This is a genomic window from Alcaligenes pakistanensis, assembly GCF_014652815.1.
Classification (GTDB): Bacteria; Pseudomonadota; Gammaproteobacteria; order Burkholderiales; family Burkholderiaceae_B; genus Alcaligenes; species Alcaligenes pakistanensis.
Genome location: NZ_BMZN01000004.1, coordinates 352,375 through 369,280, shown reverse-complemented (window position 1 = coordinate 369,280; position 16,906 = coordinate 352,375). Strand labels below are relative to the sequence as shown.

Sequence of the window (16,906 nt, the reverse complement as noted above, 5' to 3'; positions counted from 1 at the left end):
AAATTTAGTGCGCGGCAGTGTGAGTCAGCAGCGTAGCAGCATACTGCTGTCCGCCTTCCAGGACGAGCTGTACGGCCATGCAAACCAGTAAAAATCCCATGATGCGCGAGATGGCATCGACGCCGTTATGACCGATTACGCGCACGATGCTGAGCGATGAGCGCAGGCAGATGAAAAAAATCAAACCGATCAGCAAGGCCAAAATGACAGGGACGGCCATCAGCACCCATTCAGCATAGTGCGCACGCATGGTCGTCATTTTGGAGGAGGCACTGATCACCAGGGCCATGGTGCCGGGGCCGACGGTAGAGGGCAAGGTTAGCGGCACAAAGGCGATGTTGTTATGGGCAGCCGTGTTTTGATCAGCCGCTTTGGAGACGACTTCGGCGACGTCAGGTGGGAACAGCATGCGAAAGCCGATGTAGGCCACGATCAGCCCGCCAGCAATTCGCATATCCACCATGGAGATGCCCAGTGCCGAGGTAATCCACAAGCCAGCGTAGTAGGTGATCAGTAAGGCAGCGATCACATACAGGGTAGCCTGGCGCAGTTGCTGCTTTTTCTCTTGGGCGCTAAGGGACTCGCCTAAAGATAGGTACATCACCATGGAGGTCAGCGGGTTGGCCAGGGGGAGCAAAAATGCCAGCCCCAGGCCGACCAGCTTGAATAACTGCATCACTTCATTGGTCATGAGCATTCCTTGATGGTGGCTGAGTTTTTAGGCAGGCAAGGCGTTCTTGTAAATTTTGCCGTCTTTGATGATCAGCAGCAGGTTCTGGTCGGGCTGCTCCAGAAAATCCAGGCTTTGTTCTGGTTCGCCATCAACCAGAAGCAAGTCAGCCAAGGCGCCGGGGCGGATGACGCCAAGCTCGCCTTCATACGGTTGACGCATGCCGGACATTTGTAGCAGCCGACCGTTGTCACCGGTGGCCATTTTCAGCACCTTGAGCGGCTGGTAAAAGCGCGTCAGCTTGGACAGCATACGGCCATGGTGGGGCAGATGAGCCGGGGTGAATAGAATGTCCGTGCCCCAGGCTGTCTGGATCTGGTATTTATCTGCCAGCTCGTAAGCGCGCACGGTTCCGATGGCGACTTGCTGCTGTTTGGCCTTGCTGCGTGGGTCGTGTTGAACGTTGGCGTCTTCATCGGCCAGAAAGGGCTGCAGGCTCCACCACACGCCTTCGCCTGCCATCATGCGGGCGGTTTCTTCGTCGGCAAGTTGTCCGTGTTCGATGGATTTCACACCTGCCTTGATGGCGCGCTGGATGCCACGGGCGCAGTAAACGTGCACCATCACGTAGGTACCCCAGTCGTTGGCGGCACCGACCGCAGCGCGCAACTCGGCATCGCTAAATTGCAGGCCTTCCAGCGGGTCGTACAAGGACGTGACCCCGCCCCCGGCCATCAGCTTGATCTGACTGGCACCTAGCATGAGCTGTTCACGTACCCGGCGCAGGACCTGATCGGCACCATCGGCAATGCAGGTGACGCCAGCACGTTCGGTATGGCTTAGTTCGCCGTCGGCACGGGGCACTTCGTAGCGCATCCGAAAATCGGCATGACCACCTGTTTGCGCAATCATGGCCCCGCTGGGGTAGATGCGTGGGCCGTGTAGCAAGCCCATATCAATACCGCGTTTCAGGGAGAAGCTGGGGCCACCGGCATCGCGCACCGTGGTAAAGCCGCGCAGCAAGGTGCGCTCGGCTTCTTTGCTGGCAATTAAGTGCAGGTCTGCGGGGTCCGCCATCATGGCGGTCATCTGATCCACTGCGCACAACAGACTATGCCAGTGCGCGTCGATCAGGCCGGGCATCAGGACTTTGTTGTGGCAGTCCATAACGGTGGCGTCGGCCGGGATTTCAGCGACGGGCATCACTGCCGTAATGCGGCCTTGATCTATCTGTACTGCCAAGCCTTTTTGTAATTCCAGCGTCTGACCATCAAATAGGCGCAGGTTACTCAGAATTAATTGGGGTGCCAACGCCAAGGGCTTTTGATCCAAAGCATTATTGGATTGAAAGGCTGCACCTGCCGGGGCTGCGTTTGGAGCGAAGCTGGCTGCCGCGCTCAAGCGCCTGTGAATGAAAGGAATGGAAGGATGAGCACAGACGCAGGCCGGTAAACCGTGGCGGTAGGCCTGGCGTTGCTGGCGCAGGGCGGGGGATTGGCCCAGGTAAGAGTAAGTCTGCATGGCGTCCTGAAAAATCAAGGATAGATGAAAGGAGGGCGGACTTAAGACATACGCAATTCGATCAGGTCTAGCAAACGGACCCTTTCGCGAGCGATTTCATCGGATATCTGGTGTGTACGAGCTAGAGTGTAAACGGCCTCACGCGCTGCGTGGATAGCTTGGATCTGCATGTTTTTTTCCTGTGCTTGTTCTGCTAGGTCCTGATCTACTCCGTCCCCGTCAGGGCTGTGGGCAAGATTGCTCAGAACACGATCGGCCATGGCAGTGTAACGAGCGCCTGAAGACTCGGGATTGTGTGTTATTAGCTCGTTAAGCGTCTGTGCTACGGATTGGGCGCTGGCATAACGCACTGCCTGCTCGGCCCGTTCCTCCTGATCCTGACGGCGACGCAGGGCAGGGAAAGACACGCGTTTCATCAGCGGCGGCAAGGCTAGGCTAGCCGTCAGCAGGGAGACGATGATGACAACCGAGGCCAGGAAAATGGCCAGGTCGCGTGCAGGAAAAGGGCTGCCATCGGCCAGGGTCAGTGGCAAGGTCATGACGCCGGCCAAGGTGACTGCACCTCGTACCCCTGCAATGGACAGCACCAGCACCAAGCGTGGGTTGGCTTGTGCGGTTTCGTCATCATGGCGCAAGCCCACCAGAGACAGGCCGCGCCGCAGCCACAGGTAAGCGTAAACGCAAAGAAAGCGTAGCAGAATCAGTGTTGTACACATGGCTACTGCATAGACGAGCAGCCAGGCCGGATTGTGGTGGCCGGTTTCCTGAACGACCTCTATCGCTCCGCGAAAGATGGCGGGCAGTTGTTCGCCCAGCAGGACGAACATGATGCCATTCAAGCTAAGTTGCACGGTGTCCCAGACGGTCTTGCGCTGCATACGGGTGGCGGCCAGTGCATTGCCCGAGAGCTCGGCATAGCTCATGGTGACGCCCGCAGCGACAGCGGCCAGAATGCCCGAGGCCTCCAATTGCTCGGCCAGAAAATAGGAAGCAAAGGGCAGCAGCAGGCTGAACAAGATTTCTGCCCCTGGCTCTTCACCCCAGCGGCGTACAAAGAGATTGCGCAGCAACAGCAGGGCGCGTGTCGTCATGACGCCCACGGCTAAACCGGCCAGAGTTAACCACAGGAAGTTCTGGCTGGCCGATGTGACGGAAAAAGAGCCGCCTAGAGCCAGCGCGACAGCAAGACGAAACGCGACCAAACCGCTGGCGTCATTGAATAGTGATTCGCCTTCCAGCAAGGCCTGCAGCCGTGGGGGAAGAGGCACGCGGCGGGTAATGGCTGAAACAGCTACCGGGTCAGTGGGCGAAACAATGGCAGCCAGTGCAAAGGCCACCGGCAAAGGCATGGCAGGAATTAACCAATGCAGGACGTGACCTAATCCGAACACCGTTAAAAACACCAGGATAAAAGCCAGTACCAGAATGCCGATCCGATCCCGAATTAAACTTTCTTTGGAAATGCGCCAGCCGTCCAGAAAGAGTAAGGGCGGCAGAAACAGATAAAAGAACAGATCCGGATTAAGGGTCATCCCATGATTGAACCAACCCGCAATCAGAAAGCCGAGCAGAATCTGTACTAGAGGGGCAGGGATGGCAATAGGTATTATCTTTACCAGGCTGTTGCTGATTAAAACCGCAGCCAACATGCTTAAAGTAAGGTTTACGTCGTCCATGGCAACTCTGTGTAAATGATTGCTGTCATTAAGACCCTATCAGAAAGTTGTTTGTCACTATACGCGTAAAAATGATAGCTACCCAGATGCCCTATCTGCGGGAATAAATGGGATGTGTTGGAAAGGGCTCAGGTACAATTCTTCGCATCGACCGGGGCAGAATGCACGGATCGCATTAAAAATAATCCGGGAGATGCCACGCATGCGTGCGCTTATAGCCTGTCTGGCAGGTTTGCCCTTGTTGGGGGGATGCTCCTTTGCGCCTTCGGTCTATATGGCGGGTTCGTATTTCCCCGCTTGGCTGGTCTGCGTGCTGGGTGCTTTGCTGCTGACTTTACTGATCCGTTGGGGGCTGATTCGTGCCGGTGTGGACGATGCCCTGCCCATGCGCCTGCCTGTCTATGCCTGCTTGACGCTGGCACTGACGTTTGCCGCACTTCTTCTTTTCTTCGAGTAACTGAGCCATGACCCAGGCACAGAAATCCTCCCCCCGCAAAGGCCTTGCCCGCCTGTTGAGCGTGCTGATCGTTGTGGCCGCCATTGCCCTGGCCTGGTGGTACTTGCAGCGTTCAGCCAATAACCCTTTGTCTGAAGATGCTGTGATCGGTGCGGATGTGGTGCATATCTCCAGCTCCCTGCCCGGGCAGATCGAGCGCATGGTGGTGCGCGACGGCCAGTTCGTCAACCGCGATGAATTGCTCTTTACCGTGGATCCGGTTTTTTATCAGCTGCGTTTGGAGCAGGCTCAAGCTGAGCTGGCGTTGGCACAGGCCACACTGGACATGAAGCAGCGGGCTGTGCGGGCAGAGGGGCATAACGCGGTTATTGCCGACGACCAGATCACTCGCGCCAAAACCAATTTGACGATGGCTACCCAAAGCCAGCGCCGCTTGGCAAACCTGGCGGCCAAAGGTTATGTCTCCCAACAACAATTGGATGAAGCCAATACCTTGTTGCGCGATGCCCAAGTCACCTTGAAGCAGGCCACGGAGCAATCCGGTGCAGCCCAGGCTTTGGTGGGTAATACGCAGGCCGAAGAGGCGATGGTGCAGGCGCGTCAGGCCGGTCTGGCCATGGCCCAGCGCGACTTGGAACATACCCAGGTCAAGGCACCGCACAATGGCCGCATTGTGGGTTTGCGTACAGGTTCGGGCGAGCATTTGATGCCCGGCATATCCGTCTTTACGTTGCTGGATACGGACTCCTGGTATGTCACCGGGATGTACCGCGAAACCGATCTGAAAGAGATCAAGCCCGGTACCTGTGCCACGGTCTATGTTCTGTCGGACCCATCGCGCAAGCTCTTAGGCAAGGTGGAGGAAATAGGTTGGGGGGTCAGCAGCCAGGAGCAGATCAATCTGCCGCGTAGCCTGCCCTATATTCAGAAGTCCCTGAACTGGGTGCGGGTAGCACAACGCTTTCCCGTCCGTATCCGACTGGATGCCCCACCCGCGGACTTGATGCGCATGGGTGCCTCAGCGACCACCATTATTCATCGCGATGGCGACTGCTAAGACCGGCTTGTCGAGTTTGGTGCAGCTTGTCTGGCAAGACTTGCAGCCCACCCCTGGTCGTCTGGCGCTAAGCTGGCGCGTCGCGGCGCTGTGCGCCTTGATGGTCTTGCTGGCCATGAACTACGGGATTCCCGAGTCCGCCGTCAGCTGCTTCGTCATTTTTTTTGTGATGAAGTCCGACGCGGGTGAAAGCTCGGTCCTGGCACTGGCCTTGGTGGTGCTGGTGTCATTTGTGGTGCTCTTGATGGTGCCACTGATTCAAGTCACGATTCAGTATCCTGCCTGGCGTTTGCTGGCCATGGTGCTCACTTCTTTTGTGCTGCTTTTTTTAGGTGTGGCCAGCAAGCTGGGTCCCTTGGGCGGCATTATTGCCTTGGTCATCGCCTTTGTGCTGACCTTGTTGGGGTATGTGCCCTTTGGTGAAATCGCTACCCGCGCCGTGCTTTATGCCTGGTTGATGACATGCGCCCCCATGGGTTTAGTGCTGATTTTTAATCTCTGTTTTGGTCTCTATCCGCACAAGGTTTTACGGCGCGAATTAGCCGCGCGCTTGCGGCTGGCGGCTCAGGGTTTGATGGGGCAGGCTAACACGCAGGACTTATGGGATGAACTGGCTTTGGGTGTCAGTGCTCAGCAAAAGCGTCTGGGTTGGATACGACTCTTTCATCTGCTGCCAGCACAAAGCCAGGCCGAATTGGATCAGACTATTTTGAATAGCTATCGCGCTTTGCTGGCGGTGGCTGTTTTGCGCGATCAGCATCTGGACAATGACCAGGCCACCGTTTTTGCGCAGCTGTGTGAACGCTGTGCCCACGAGATCGAGCAAGGCCGCTTGCCGCAGATGAATGATCTGCCAGAATTACCTTCTTCCAGCTCTTTGGCCGAGCAGGATTTGCGCGATGCGTTGTTGGCATTGTCGGGTGCGGTGTCTATTGGTCGTGCAGAGCCTGAGCATGATTCTTTTATGGTGCCGGATGCCTGGCGCAATCCTGTGTATCAGCACCATGCCTTGAAGGCGACAGCCGCCGCCGTTCTCTGTTATTTGATCTACAGTGCAGCCGACTGGCAAGGCATTCATACCGCCATGATCACCTGCTATGTTGCCGCCTTGGGCTCGACCGGGGAAACGGTACATAAGCTGGCATTGCGAATTGTGGGCTGTTTGTTGGGGGCGGCCTTAGGCTTTTTAACCATCCTGTTTGTGATGCCGTATCTGCTGGATATTGGTGCGTTGATGGCGGTGGTGTTCCTGGTGTCTTTATTGGGTGCCTGGGTCTTTTATGGGCCTGAACGTATTTCGTATGCCGGTATTCAAATTGCCTTTGCCTTTTATCTGGTGACTTTGCAGGGCTTTGGCCCCAGTTTTGATCTGGACTCGGCCCGTGATCGTGTTTTAGGTATTTTGCTGGGCAATGTCGTTATGTACGTGATGTTTACCCAGGTGTGGCCGGTTAGTATCGCCGGCTCGGTGCGTCAGCGTTTGTCCAAGGCTTCTGCAGGCTTGATGGGCTTAGGAGCGTTGTGGCAGGAGCGTCCGGCCCAGGCTGTGCAGCAGTCAGCCAGCGTCGCTCAGGAGTTGTCTGCCGCTAAATATGGGCTGGCTTTGATGAAGCTGGAGCCAGCGCGTCTGCGTCCCGATGATGAGCAGACCCAGGCCATGCAAACTCAGTGGCAAGAACTGCGCCAGCAGTTTATTGGTGAGGCCTACGTGCCTGCCTCCCGTCACCCAGGCGATTGATAACCCTCATTACCCAGAGGTGATTTTCCCGGCTTTGACGGCTCGTAGAATGAGCCTCACTTCCCATTATCGGGATCAAAAGAAGCGCCGCAAAGGCCTCGGTTCGGTCGGAGACACCCCCGTACACCTTCTTCTTTCTGCCTATTCATGCCTAATTTTCGGGCAGGGCAAGACGCGTCTTTGCTCCGTGCAGACTTTTGATTCAGCTTGTGAGAAATACCTTGCCCCGTTTGGGGCTGGGTTTGTCCATTACTGATTCCTGATGACGGCAACGCACCGTTTCAGACATCACAATACTGATAAAGGAGCATGACGTATGGCTGAGCAAGAATCCGCATTGCGGCCAGGGCAGGAGGCCCTGGTCCAGCCGGTTGCAGGCAACTGGCTGGAAAGACATTTTGCTTATACGGAGCGCGGCAGCTCCTTGCGCCAGGAGATCCTGGCCGGGCTGACGACGTTTCTGGCGATGGTGTATTCGGTCTTTGTGGTACCGAGCATGCTGGGTAAGGCAGGCTTTGATACCTCTGCAGTGTTTATTGCCGTGTGTCTAACCAGTGGTCTGGGTTCTTTGTTGATGGGCTTCTGGGCCAATCTTCCCATTGCCGTGGGCTGTGCGCTTTCCTTGACAGCATTTATGGCTTTTGATCTGGTGCTGGGGCAGCAGTTAAGTCCGGCGGTCGCCTTGGGCGCGGTATTTCTGATGGGGCTGATCTTTACCCTGATTTCCGCCACCGGTATTCGCACCTGGATTTTACGTAATTTGCCTTTGGGTATTGCTCATGGCACAGGCATAGGAATTGGCCTGTTCTTGCTGATGATTGCTTCCAACGAAGTGGGGCTGGTGACACGCAATACGGGAGCGGGTCTGCCGCTTGCTTTGGGCGACATCACCTCGATGCCGGTATGGCTGACTGTACTGGGTCTGGCGGCTATTTTTGGTCTGGAACGTCGGCGTATTACAGGCAGTATTTTGCTGGTCATCGTGGGCTTGTCCATTTTTGGCCTCCTGTTTGATCCCAATGTGCACTACACGGGGTTGACGGCTAGCCCGCAGTTTGGTGGTGAACACTCCTTGATCGGTGCCATGGATATTGGTGGGGCCTTGAATGCCGTGGTCTTGCCCAGCGTTCTGGCCTTGGTGATGACGGCGGTCTTTGATGCTACCGGTACCATTCGTGCAGTAGCGGGTAATGCCGGGCAACTGGATAAGGATGGGCAGATTATTAACGGCAGTCGCGCCTTGACGACGGATTCGCTCAGCTCTTTAGTATCGGCCAGCCTGGGTGCGTCCCCAGCCGCTGCCTATATTGAGTCGGCTGCAGGCACCGCCGCAGGTGGGCGTACGGGCTTGACCGCTGTTGTAGTCGGTTTGGGCTTTTTGCTGCTGATCTTCTTCTCGCCCTTGGCAGGTCTGGTGCCTTCCTATGCTACCGCCCCCGCGCTGATGTATGTTGGGCTGCTGATGCTCGGTGGGGTACGTCATCTGAATACGGAAGACACCATTGACACCATGGCCGGTTTGGTCTGCGCGGTGTTCATCGTACTGACCGTCAATATCGTGACGGGCATTATGCTGGGCTTTTGCACCCTGGTCTTGGGCCGTCTGTTCGCCGGTGAATTACGCCGCTTGAATGTGGGTACGGTTTTGATCGCCCTTGCCTTGGCCGTTTTCTACCTGGGTGGCTGGGCTTTATAAAGTGGGACTTGGGAGGGGCTGGTTTTCCCCTTTACACTAGCCCTTTTCTTCAAACCGAAAGGGGCGTGTGTGCTGGTCGCATTTGATTTTGATGGCACGATTACAGACCGAGACAGCTTGCAGGACTTTATACGTCGCATGCGAGGCTGGCCGGTCTGTATTCGTGCCTATTTAGTGTGCGTGCCCCGTGTGCTGTATTGGGATCGTGGTCCGCAACGTCGTCAGGCGATCAAGCATCGTTTTCTGCGAAGTGCCTTGGGTGGACTGAGTCGTGCCCAAATCCAGGCGTTGGCCGATACCTATGTGCGGGATTACGTGCCGCAGATTGTGCGCCCTAAAATGATGGAGCGCGTTCGTCTACACCGAGAGCGCGGCGACACCGTGGTCTTGGTCAGTGCCTCACCGTCTATTTATTTGCAGCCTTGGGCACAAGCTCAGGGCATGGTTCAGGTGTTGGCGACCGAGCTGGCTTTTGACGAGCAGAAAGGTTGCGTGGGCATGGCCAGTGCCAATTGCTGGGGGCAGGAAAAAGTGAATCGTCTGCAGGCTTGGCTGGGAGATAAACCGGTAGAGTTGGACATGGCGTATGGCGATAGTCCCGGTGATGCGCAGATGCTGGCCCACACGCATCAGCCTTGGTTAAGAGGGCGTGATGTGGCTTTGCCAGACTTGGCGGCCTGAGACTAGTCCTTGGATTTTCCAGGCCTTTGCTAAAAACAAAACAATGCCCGACCAGAATCAAGTTCTGGTCGGGCATTGTTTATGGAGTCATTGTTAGTGATTCATTAAGCAAGGATCAACTGCTCAATAAGCAGTGATCTGATTCTTGCCGATGGTTTAACTCTGTGTACGTTTGATTGCCATGCCAATCAGCAGGCTAGCCCAACCTTGTGTCAGCAAATCAATACCTAGAATTAGACCCAGAATCCACACGCTATTGCCCGGCCAGCCAGCGGCAATAATCAAGCCGGCTGCCAGGGTGATGAGGCCGGAAAAAGCGATCCAGCCGCTCCCAGCTTGAGCGCGGTTCTGGAACCAGATCCACAGCCGGAACGCACCCGAGGCAATCAGGAAAGCGCCAAAAACCAAGGTCAGTACCGTGGCGCCTACCAAGGGGTTGCTGATGGCAATCAGACCAGCGACCAGATACAAGATGCCGCTCAGGCTCCAGAACAGAAAGCCACGCCAGCCTTTGGCGCTCCAGGCATGAGCCAGATGCAGCACGCCGCCGATGCTCATCAAAATACCCACGTACACCACGCTGGCAACCGTGGCCCCAACAACATAGGCCAGGGCAATCAGGCCCAAAATGATCAAGGCAATGCCCAGACCAATGAACCACCCGGGTTTCAGGGGCAGTTGACGTAGCAACTCAGAGCGATTGTTGTCATGTGGACTTAAAGCCATCTCTGTACTCCTTGCAAGGTTAAACCGACGCTACGGTCTTAACTGTACTCCAGACCTGTGCAAGGACCTAGCGGTATGCAGGGGCAAGGGCTCTTTTTTCATGAAAATGGAAGGGCCAGAAACGCGAAGGCCCTACCGTTGCGGTAGGGCCTATATGGCCGCTTTGGCGGCGCTGAACTGCCATGATGGCAGTTTGGGAAAGCTGCGTTTCAGACAGCTTACTGACACTATGTCAGTGATTCCACTGTACGTTAGCTAATCAAATCCAGCCAATTATGGAAAACCCGCAAATCTGAAACAGCCCTTTTCAAACCCTGTAAACAGGCGGCTTGCAAAGGGCGAATCGCGCTCTCTTAGTGGCCGTGACCGCCTTTGTGAGCTTGACCTGGCTTGCTGTTCAGAGCACGCACCGGGGCAGTCACGTTCACTTCTTCTTTCTGGCCAGCAGCGTTCTGAATGTGCAGGGTGATGTCCACCGAACTGCCCGTTTCAACTTGCTTGTCCAGGCCCAAGATCATGATGTGATAGCCGCCGGGTTTCAGTTCTACCGCCTTGCCAGCAGGGAGCTCGATTTTTTCGACCTGTCGCATGCGCATGACGTCATTTTCCATGGCCATTTCATGTACTTCCACCTGCTTGCTCAAGGAGCTGCTGGCACCCAGTAATTGGGCATTGTCCGTGGATTGCAGCACCATGAAGGCACCCGTGGCCTGTTGGCCGGGTACCGTGGCACGTACCCAGGGATCGCTTACGGTGACTTCGGCCTGGGCTAGGGTGGGCAGGCTCAGCATTGCGGCCAGGGAAAAAAGGGAGCTAACAATAGTACGTTTCATGTCGGTAATCCTGTTGGGGTTCACTTGCTCAAAGCCAGCACTTGGCGGATATCAGCCACGGCCTCTTCAGCCGTTTGCGTGTGACGCAGGGCGATCTGCAGCTTGCCTTGGGTGTCGTACACATAGGTCAAGGCGCTGTGGTCCATGGTGTAGCTGGAGCCGGTAGGAACCTTTTGGTAGAAAACTTTGAAGTCACTGGCCGTTTTGGCCAGTTCTTCTTCAGTGGGACGCAGGGCCACGAAGTTCGGGTCAAAGGCCTGCATATAAACGCGCAGCAGTTCTGGCGTGTCGCGCTCCGGGTCAATGGAGATAAACAGGACTTGTAGCTTGTCTCCGTCCGCGCCCAATTGTTCCTTGATCTCGACGGCACGCATCAAGGCTGTCGGGCAGACGTCGGGGCATTGCGTAAAGCCAAAAAAGATCAATACGATCTTGCCGCGGTAGTCGGCCATGGTGCGACGTTGCCCTTCGGTATCCAGCAAGCTGAAATCCTTGGCAAAGTCGGCACTGCTCATGTCCACGCCTTCCAGGTTGCGAAAAGCGGGCTGCTTGGGGGCCTTGTCGCCGCAAGCGGTCAGGACCAAAGGGGTTGCCAGCATGGCAAGCAAAAGCTGGCGGCGAGAGAAGGGGACGTTCATAAAAATATCCTGCTAATTGACAAGGTAAAGTGGCAGCGCGTGGCGGCCGGAACGGGTCAGGCAAGCAGGGAGGCCGGCGGACCACGGGCACTTAATGGCGGGCCGGTCAGGGGAAGCAGGGGGGCAGCTGCCAGTTGGACACTGCTCCAAGTATGAATGGGGGCTGGGCAGGGCGTCCAGGCAGGGCTGGGCTCATCGTTCAGGGCCTTTTGAGCCTGGGCCTGCGCAAACAAACAGGCGGCGTGCAGGCTGTGTTGCTCATCATGTTCGGGGCCGGGTAGCTGACCGCTCCATTGCGCCAGGAAAGGATCACCTTGTACGCACAGGCTCAGGGCCGCGGCATTGTCCGGGTTGGCGCTGGGCATGTAGCCATTGGGGATCAGGCCACGGATCAGCAGGGCGCATAGGGCCAGCACCAGTAAAAACCGGCTGCGTGTACCTGAGAAGGGGGATGCGCAGTGCCTGATCATGATCAGAGCATTCTAGTACAGATGGAAATCTGTTTGCCCAGATTCTGTGGCACAGTGAACGCCTATCATCAAGGAGCTTGATATGCGACAGATTTATGGGGTGCTGAGTGCCTTGACCATTGTGTTGGGGCTGGCAGCTTGTTCAACACCGGATCGATCCGCCGACAGTAGTTGGAGCCGGCCTTCCGGGGTGGAAGTCTATGGAGAAATGGATGCGGGTATAGGGACAGTGCGGCAGTCCCGCTAAGGAAGCTGCCGCCTGTTGCAGGCGTTAGGCCAGTGCTTGGCCTGCCGTGTCTGCAGCGTCCTGTTTTTTTAGAATATCGTCAGGTTCGGCTTCGTCATTCAAGTGCGACAACGCTTTGCTCAGGCTGTAAGCCGGCTCAAAAGAATCGGGATTAGCCATAGGCCAGCCTACGCGGAAAATAGTTTGCCTATAGTGACCGCGCAGCAGCTCGCCTTTTTTCAGATCGGGGAACAGGGCCGACATCACACGCACTTCGCCGTTGCTGATGCGGCGGGCAATATGGTGAGGGCGGAGTTGGTCAGGGTGTTCCAGACCGGCCGCACCCAGCAACTCAGCCAGCGCTTTCAAGGTATTGCCATGGAAGCTGGCCACCCGTAAGGACTTGTCGTCCACCACCAGTGCTTTTTGACGCTGCGGGTCTTGAGTCGCAACGCCGGTCGGGCATTTGTCGGTATGACAGGCTTGGGCTTGCAAGCAGCCTACGGCGAACATGAAGCCGCGGGCGCTATTACACCAGTCCGCACCCAGGGCCATGATGCGGGCCATATCAAAGGCACTGATGATCTTGCCTGATGCGCCCAGACGGATTTGCTCGCGCAAGCCAATACCCACCAGCGTGTTGTGTACCAAACGCAGCGCTTCGCGCAAGGGTGTGCCCACGTGATCGATGAATTCGACCGGAGCGGCACCGGTGCCGCCTTCCGCGCCATCAATCACAATAAAGTCGGGGGTGATGCCGGTTTTCAGCATGGCCTTGGCAATGGCAAACCATTCCCAGGCATGGCCAATACAGAGCTTGAAACCCACGGGTTTGCCGCCGGACAAGGTGCGCAGTTTGGCCACGAATTCCAGCAATTCAACCGGTGTGCGAAAAGCGCTATGGCTAGGGGGCGAGTTACAGTCCACACCCTCGGGCACCCCCCGTGCCAGGGCAATTTCTGCTGAAACCTTGGTGCCGGGCAAGATGCCGCCGTGGCCGGGTTTGGCCCCTTGCGACAGCTTGATTTCAATCATCTTGACGTGATCCTGGGTGGCACGCTCGGCAAAACGTTCAGGCGAAAAGTTGCCGTGTTCATCGCGGCAACCAAAGTAACCCGAGCCGATATTCCAAATTAGATCCCCACCGTGGCGCAGGTGATAGGTGCTGATGCCGCCTTCGCCGGTGTCATGCGCAAAATTACCCATTTTGGCGCCCTTGTTCAGGGCCAGCACGGCGTTGGCCGACAGCGCCCCAAAACTCATGGCTGAAATGTTCAATACCGACAAGGAATAAGGCTGGGTACAGTCCGGCCCGCCCACATCAATGCGGAACTGTGAGTTCTTGATATGGGTAGGCGTCATGGAGTGGTTGATCCACTCGTAGCCATTGTTATAGACCTCTTGATGGGTACCAAAAGGTTGCTTGTCGATTTGTTGCTTGGCGCGCTGGTAAACCAAAGAGCGATCAGCCCGCGAGAAGGGCAGTTGCTGTGCGTCGCTTTCCAGAAAGTACTGGCGGATTTCGGGGCGGATGGCCTCGAAAATAAAGCGCAAATTACCGATAACGGGGTAGTTTCGGCGAATGGCGTGTCGAGTCTGGGTGATGTCCACCAGGCCTTGCACGCACAGGGCCAGCCCCGGTATCGCCAGCCATAGCCAGCTTGCGCTTCTAAATAGAGAGAGCAGCAAGAAAAGGGCGGTCAGGCCGATGATGATGTAGAAGGCGGTGTAGCGTGTCAGCCACTTTTGCATAATGACTCCTGCCAAGAAAACGGGGTGATGGAGCAGGATTTCGGGTACCCGCCCATCAGGATGCCAACATCATAGAACGGGGCCGTACGGTTTGACCATGCTTGGTGGCGGATAGTTTATGAAAACTAACAATGAAAGGTTCTGTAACTCGACAAGCATGAATCAGGCTTGGATTGTTTAACTATTCAAGATAGGTAGAAAGCGGTGATCCTGCTGCGACGCAGCATTCAGGCCGTTTTTTTCTTGAAGCACACGAATAGAGCGGGCTCGCCGCAGGCTGCGGCAAAAATGACATTAAGCTGCCTGTAATTATATAGATAGGTAAGCTATCTATATAATCATGTTTTAGCCTCTATTCTGTTTCCTTTCCCTTATGTCTGCTTTTGCTCGTTTGATCCAGTTGGATCGGCCTGCGCTGTTACATGGCCTGAATTTGGCCTTAGCGGCGTGGCTGTCTTTCAGCATCGCGGTTTTGCTTTCTGTTGATAATCCGTTTTGGGCGGCAATGCCCGTGTGGGTGCTGTCCCAGGCCTATCGAGGTTTGGTGTACGAGCGGGCCTTGTGGCGAATCCTGGGGACTCTAGTGGGAGCAGGGCTGGGTTTGGCTTTTTTGCATCTGCCCAACCCTTATCTGCAATTGCTGGGGATGGCCTTGGTAGTGGGTGTGGCCTCAGCGTTGACGCATGTGTTTCGCGGTGCCTTGTCCTACTTGCCCATGCTGGCGGGAATTACGATAGGCGTCGTGGTCTTGCCTTCTGTGTTGACTCCGGATGCGTCTTTGGATCTGGCTTTGTCGCGGGTGGAGTGCACCTTGATCGGGGTCTTGGTCACGACCTTGCTGTGCTCCCGGACCACACCGCGCAGTCAGCGCAAGCATTATTACGAACGGGTGCGGGTTCTGGCGGCTGATGCCTTAGGTCTGGCCGCGCAGGCCTTGGGGCCATCTTACGACCAGCCAGATCTAGCTTTATTTCGTCGGATTCGACAGGAAATCGTAGATTTGGACTCGCAGGCCCGCCTTCTGGCCGCGGGTTCTTGGGACGCCTATCGCCGCTTGCCCTATGTAGATGCGTTTTTGTATGCAGTGATCGAACTTCTGGCCGCCAGCGAAGTGATTGTGCGCCAAAGAGAAAGGGGGCTGGCGCCTGCAGCAGACTATGAGCGAGCAGTACTGGAACAAGCCCAGCGCCTGCAAGACGGCCAGCCCTTAAGGGTGCTAAGAAAAGTTGCTGTTCGACAAGAGGGGCAAATCAGCCTGGCGCGTTTGCGCCGTGCCATGGGGCAAATTCAAAGAGCAGAAGAGGGTTTGTTTGCGGCCCGTGCGCCCGCCCGACGTGGCCGCCATCGTTTTCTGACCATTCCGGCTATTTCTGTTGATTGGCCATTGGCAACACGGACCGGCCTGATCAGCGGCTTGGCGGCCTTTAGTGCCGGCGGCATTGCCTACGCTTTAGCTAGTCCGGCGCTGGAGCTGATGGCAATCGGTGTGTGTACCTTCTCCATCATCCTGGGTTCCATGCCGCGGCCACAATTGATGAGTCGAACCATGTTTACCGGCATCGCAGTGGGGGTACTGGTGGCCAGTTTTTATCGTTACGTGATCCAGGGGTATCTAGTGACAGATTGGGAGGTCATCGCCTCCGTACTGCCATTTTTGGTGATTGGTGGTTTGTTGCGCGCTAACCGACCGACGTCGGCCTGGGCGCTGGATGCCAATATGTGTTTTCAATTGGCCAGTCAGGCGGGTATGGCGGCGGTCAGCTGGCCCATCATCATGAAGCAGTCTCTGCCTTTACTGGCAGGTTCAGCAGTAGTTTGCAGCGCTTTCTTTCTACTGCCACGGCGCACTCATCCGCGTGGGCAGGCTTTGGTGCGGCGTGTGGTGCGCGAGATTTATCCCTTGATACGCCGTTCTCGCCCACGCTTGTTCCGGGTATGGCGTGGACGTGTCGCCCGGCAATGGGTGCGTCTGCTGCATTGGATGGGGGAGCAAACGCCCCAAGGGCTGTTGTCGCTCATCAATCTGGGACATGGCGTGGTGGCTTTGAAGCGTTTGGCGAAACGTGGATCGGAGCAGCAGGCTTGTGTACGTTTAGTCTGCGAATTGCTGGAAGGGTTTGAGCACCAGCCGCAGGAACTGGCCCAGCAATTGCAGCGCATCAGCCAGTCTTGTGCCGATACGGTTCTGGCACAGGCGATTCTGGATGTGGCGCAGTCCTTGCAGGGAGCGCACGCCGTTTTGGTTTATGCTTACCCGCCTAATGCGATGCCTCGTGCTGTGGAGACCTCCTGATGAATCACCAACTTTATGAACGGTTTGGCTTGTCCATGATTGTGCTGGCACGTCTGTATCGTCGTGAATTGGATCAGACTTTGGTGCGTTATGGCGTCTCCGAAGCCACCATCTTACCTATCCGTTATCTGGCGCAGTTGGGTGAACCCATACGGCAGGGGCAATTGGCGCGCATGATGCGCCTGGAAGGGCCAACCTTGGTGCGTCTGATCGATCAGCTGGAATCCGGTGGCTTGCTGGAACGCCTGCCTGACGAGCAAGACAAGCGGGCGCGTTTGTTGTCCCTGACAGAAAAAGGGCGTGACTTTCACGAGCGGTTATTGGAATTGTTGCGCCAGTCTCGCGCCCCTTTGTTTAAGGGCATTGCCGAACAAGATATAGAAGCCGCCTTGCGTTGCTTTGATGCGCTGGCCAACAATCTGGGGCTGGAGGCAACGGATATGTCCAGCTTGTTTGGGGACTGAACCTGATG

The 16,906-nt window shown here is 56.2% G+C and carries 16 protein-coding genes; 8 read left to right on the top strand and 8 right to left on the bottom strand.

What is annotated here, in order from left to right; translation table 11 throughout:
• Positions 1–4: 4 nt before the first annotated feature.
• Genes IE156_RS14560 through IE156_RS14550 form a run of 3 tightly spaced genes read right to left on the bottom strand, consistent with a single transcriptional unit; the run spans position 5 to position 3,867 of the window.
• Complete coding sequence (locus IE156_RS14560) at positions 5–691, bottom strand: MarC family NAAT transporter (protein ID WP_189393269.1); 687 nt, start codon at positions 689–691, stop codon at positions 5–7.
• Between the two features lie 27 nt (positions 692–718).
• The gene (locus tag IE156_RS14555) at positions 719–2,191 is read right to left on the bottom strand and encodes a metal-dependent hydrolase family protein (RefSeq protein WP_189393268.1); all 1,473 of its coding nucleotides are present in this window, start codon (positions 2,189–2,191) and stop codon (positions 719–721) included.
• Between the two features lie 41 nt (positions 2,192–2,232).
• Positions 2,233–3,867, bottom strand: coding sequence for a Na+/H+ antiporter (locus IE156_RS14550; protein WP_189393267.1), 1,635 nt, complete (start codon positions 3,865–3,867; stop codon positions 2,233–2,235).
• Between the two features lie 202 nt (positions 3,868–4,069).
• On the opposite strand from IE156_RS14550, the gene IE156_RS14545 reads away from it, so the two are divergent.
• From IE156_RS14545 to IE156_RS14525, 5 genes are all read left to right on the top strand, one after another.
• Positions 4,070–4,324: a YtcA family lipoprotein gene (locus IE156_RS14545; protein ID WP_189393266.1), complete on the top strand. Its 255-nt coding sequence runs from the start codon at positions 4,070–4,072 to the stop codon at positions 4,322–4,324.
• Between the two features lie 7 nt (positions 4,325–4,331).
• Positions 4,332–5,381 (top strand): multidrug transporter subunit MdtN, encoded by a 1,050-nt coding sequence (gene mdtN / locus IE156_RS14540; RefSeq protein ID WP_189393265.1) that lies wholly within the window; start codon positions 4,332–4,334, stop codon positions 5,379–5,381.
• A complete protein-coding gene (locus tag IE156_RS14535) occupies positions 5,368–7,119 on the top strand; it encodes an FUSC family protein (RefSeq protein WP_189393264.1) in 1,752 nt (583 codons plus the stop codon). Before mdtN ends, IE156_RS14535 begins: the two co-directional genes overlap by 14 nt.
• A 316-nt stretch (positions 7,120–7,435) precedes the next feature.
• Positions 7,436–8,815, top strand: a complete 1,380-nt coding sequence (locus IE156_RS14530) for an NCS2 family permease (RefSeq protein ID WP_229841369.1) — start codon at positions 7,436–7,438, stop codon at positions 8,813–8,815.
• A 69-nt stretch (positions 8,816–8,884) separates the two neighbouring features.
• A complete protein-coding gene (locus IE156_RS14525; protein WP_229841368.1) occupies positions 8,885–9,496 on the top strand; it encodes an HAD family hydrolase in 612 nt (203 codons plus the stop codon).
• A gap of 156 nt (positions 9,497–9,652) precedes the next feature.
• Here IE156_RS14525 and IE156_RS14520 read toward each other — a convergent pair whose 3' ends face one another.
• From IE156_RS14520 to IE156_RS14505, 4 genes are all read right to left on the bottom strand, one after another.
• Positions 9,653–10,222, bottom strand: a complete 570-nt coding sequence (locus tag IE156_RS14520) for an HdeD family acid-resistance protein (RefSeq protein WP_189393263.1) — start codon at positions 10,220–10,222, stop codon at positions 9,653–9,655.
• Between the two features lie 353 nt (positions 10,223–10,575).
• Positions 10,576–11,055: a copper chaperone PCu(A)C gene (locus IE156_RS14515; protein WP_189393262.1), complete on the bottom strand. Its 480-nt coding sequence runs from the start codon at positions 11,053–11,055 to the stop codon at positions 10,576–10,578.
• A gap of 20 nt (positions 11,056–11,075) precedes the next feature.
• Complete coding sequence (locus IE156_RS14510; protein ID WP_189393261.1) at positions 11,076–11,693, bottom strand: SCO family protein; 618 nt, start codon at positions 11,691–11,693, stop codon at positions 11,076–11,078.
• A 56-nt stretch (positions 11,694–11,749) separates the two neighbouring features.
• The gene (locus tag IE156_RS14505; RefSeq protein ID WP_189393260.1) at positions 11,750–12,163 is read right to left on the bottom strand and encodes a hypothetical protein; all 414 of its coding nucleotides are present in this window, start codon (positions 12,161–12,163) and stop codon (positions 11,750–11,752) included.
• Between the two features lie 82 nt (positions 12,164–12,245).
• On the opposite strand from IE156_RS14505, the gene IE156_RS14500 reads away from it, so the two are divergent.
• A complete protein-coding gene (locus tag IE156_RS14500; RefSeq protein ID WP_189393259.1) occupies positions 12,246–12,410 on the top strand; it encodes a hypothetical protein in 165 nt (54 codons plus the stop codon).
• A gap of 24 nt (positions 12,411–12,434) precedes the next feature.
• Here the strand turns inward: IE156_RS14500 and IE156_RS14495 are convergent, their stop codons facing one another.
• Complete coding sequence (locus IE156_RS14495; RefSeq protein ID WP_189393258.1) at positions 12,435–14,141, bottom strand: FMN-binding glutamate synthase family protein; 1,707 nt, start codon at positions 14,139–14,141, stop codon at positions 12,435–12,437.
• A gap of 373 nt (positions 14,142–14,514) precedes the next feature.
• On the opposite strand from IE156_RS14495, the gene IE156_RS14490 reads away from it, so the two are divergent.
• Together IE156_RS14490 and IE156_RS14485 are read left to right on the top strand one after the other, a co-directional pair.
• Entirely contained in the window at positions 14,515–16,434 is a 1,920-nt protein-coding gene (locus IE156_RS14490; RefSeq protein WP_189393257.1) for an FUSC family protein, read from the top strand.
• Positions 16,434–16,898, top strand: coding sequence for a MarR family winged helix-turn-helix transcriptional regulator (locus tag IE156_RS14485; protein WP_189393256.1), 465 nt, complete (start codon positions 16,434–16,436; stop codon positions 16,896–16,898). The genes IE156_RS14490 and IE156_RS14485 overlap by 1 nt, the downstream gene beginning before the upstream one ends.
• Positions 16,899–16,906 lie beyond the last annotated feature (8 nt).

Coding starts and splice junctions, on each gene's coding strand:
- IE156_RS14545 (WP_189393266.1), top strand. CDS start 4,070: ATGCGTGCGCTTATAGCCTGTCTGGCAGGTTTGCCCTTGTTGGGGGGA.
- IE156_RS14510 (WP_189393261.1), bottom strand. CDS start 11,693: ATGAACGTCCCCTTCTCTCGCCGCCAGCTTTTGCTTGCCATGCTGGCA.
- IE156_RS14550 (WP_189393267.1), bottom strand. CDS start 3,867: ATGGACGACGTAAACCTTACTTTAAGCATGTTGGCTGCGGTTTTAATC.
- IE156_RS14500 (WP_189393259.1), top strand. CDS start 12,246: ATGCGACAGATTTATGGGGTGCTGAGTGCCTTGACCATTGTGTTGGGG.
- IE156_RS14505 (WP_189393260.1), bottom strand. CDS start 12,163: ATGATCAGGCACTGCGCATCCCCCTTCTCAGGTACACGCAGCCGGTTT.
- IE156_RS14535 (WP_189393264.1), top strand. CDS start 5,368: ATGGCGACTGCTAAGACCGGCTTGTCGAGTTTGGTGCAGCTTGTCTGG.
- IE156_RS14490 (WP_189393257.1), top strand. CDS start 14,515: ATGTCTGCTTTTGCTCGTTTGATCCAGTTGGATCGGCCTGCGCTGTTA.
- IE156_RS14530 (WP_229841369.1), top strand. CDS start 7,436: ATGGCTGAGCAAGAATCCGCATTGCGGCCAGGGCAGGAGGCCCTGGTC.
- IE156_RS14515 (WP_189393262.1), bottom strand. CDS start 11,055: ATGAAACGTACTATTGTTAGCTCCCTTTTTTCCCTGGCCGCAATGCTG.
- IE156_RS14485 (WP_189393256.1), top strand. CDS start 16,434: ATGAATCACCAACTTTATGAACGGTTTGGCTTGTCCATGATTGTGCTG.
- mdtN (WP_189393265.1), top strand. CDS start 4,332: ATGACCCAGGCACAGAAATCCTCCCCCCGCAAAGGCCTTGCCCGCCTG.
- IE156_RS14495 (WP_189393258.1), bottom strand. CDS start 14,141: ATGCAAAAGTGGCTGACACGCTACACCGCCTTCTACATCATCATCGGC.
- IE156_RS14555 (WP_189393268.1), bottom strand. CDS start 2,191: ATGCAGACTTACTCTTACCTGGGCCAATCCCCCGCCCTGCGCCAGCAA.
- IE156_RS14520 (WP_189393263.1), bottom strand. CDS start 10,222: ATGGCTTTAAGTCCACATGACAACAATCGCTCTGAGTTGCTACGTCAA.
- IE156_RS14560 (WP_189393269.1), bottom strand. CDS start 691: ATGACCAATGAAGTGATGCAGTTATTCAAGCTGGTCGGCCTGGGGCTG.